Source organism: Candidatus Marivariicella sp., assembly GCF_983056325.1.
In genome coordinates this window covers 1-1,455 of the sequence record NZ_CEZOWA010000005.1, presented here as the reverse complement: position 1 = coordinate 1,455, position 1,455 = coordinate 1, and the positions used below count along the sequence as shown (strand labels likewise).

Here is a 1,455-nt window from a genome sequence, read left to right as displayed (position 1 = left end):
GCTGGACCGATAGGGCTTGCTTGTGGTATTTCGGCTAAAGAAAAAGGACTTGATTATTCCATAATAGAAAAGGGAACTCTAGTGAATTCCATTTTTAATTACCCATTAAATATGACCTTTTTCTCAACGTCGGACAGGCTAGAAATTGGGCAAGTACCCTTTATATCTCAACAGCCCAAACCCACAAGGGCAGAAGCGTTAGAATATTATAGAAGGGTAACTACAAGCAAAAAAATAAACGTAAATTTATATGAAGAAATTACTTCCATTATTAAGTCTGAAGGAACATTTGAACTGACAACAAAAAAAAATAACTACCTATCTAAATCAGTAATTATTGCAACAGGGTTTTATGATTTTCCATACCTTCTAAATATTCCTGGAGAAAATTTATCAAAAGTAAAACATTATTATTCCGAACCCCACCCATACTTCGGAATGGATCTTGCGATTATAGGATCTGCGAACTCTGCGGTAGATGCTGCTCTTGAAACATATAGAAAAGGAGCAAAAAGTGTTACTATGATTATTAGAGAAAAAGAAATTGGGGAAAATGTTAAATACTGGGCAAGACCGGATATAGTTAACAGGATAAACGAAGGAAGCATCAAGGCACATTTTGAGTCAAATGTTAAAAAAATAACCACAGATACGATTTTAATTGAAACCCCAAGAAAGGAAATTTCAATCAAAAATGATTTTGTTTTAGCAATGACCGGCTACCAACCAAATTTTAAATTAATTGAAAGTTTAGGAGTCGAGTTTCAAAAAGACGAACACAGAACACCTGTTTATAATAACAAATCCATGGAATCCAACGTTCCAGGTGTTTACTTAGCCGGGGTAGTGTGTGGAGGACTCAAAACTAACAAGTGGTTTATTGAAAACTCTAGAGAACATGCTCCTAAAATAGTTAATAGCATTATTAACAGCTAAACAAATTTTCGTATCGCCAAAATACTTCCTAAATGTATTCCGTCGTGAAATAAAGTGAACGAAAATGCAGAAGAAAAACTGTCTATTTTTTGATTTGTTGAGGTTGTAAAATCATTAAATTTTTCAAAAATACCTTCTTGAATATCTTTATCAAGCATCTCTATAGTTGAGAAGAGCAGTTTTTTAATCTCCTCAAGGTCTTTAAGTGTTGCTGGGATTTTTGGAAAAGTTCCTTTATCATAGTTTTCAACCCACGCTTTATCAATGTGGATTTTATTTCCGGATAGTAAATACATTAATCTTTGCTGAACAACAATACAGTGCGCTATATTCCAGAAAATAGAATTATTAAAACCTTTAGGCACAGAGTTAAGTTGCTCAATTGAATAACCGGTTAAGAATTTATAAAATATCTTTCTGTTATGATAAAGTATTGATCTTTGTGATTCCATAATTTGAAAATGTGATTATCTACAATCTACTTATGATGCTTTAAGCTAATACTTGGTATAGTATATT

General features: G+C 32.6%; 2 protein-coding genes. One reads left to right on the top strand and one right to left on the bottom strand.

Annotation, left to right across the window (positions count from 1 at the left end):
• A partial coding sequence (locus AC3ATN_RS02250; protein WP_487531601.1) for a YpdA family putative bacillithiol disulfide reductase occupies nt 1–936 on the top strand: 936 nt, incomplete at its 5' end.
• On the opposite strand, the gene AC3ATN_RS02245 is transcribed toward AC3ATN_RS02250, so the two are convergent.
• Nucleotides 933–1,388, bottom strand: coding sequence for a DinB family protein (locus tag AC3ATN_RS02245; protein ID WP_487531600.1), 456 nt, complete (start codon nt 1,386–1,388; stop codon nt 933–935). The two genes, AC3ATN_RS02250 and AC3ATN_RS02245, sit on opposite strands and share 4 nt — an antisense overlap.
• Nucleotides 1,389–1,455 lie beyond the last annotated feature (67 nt).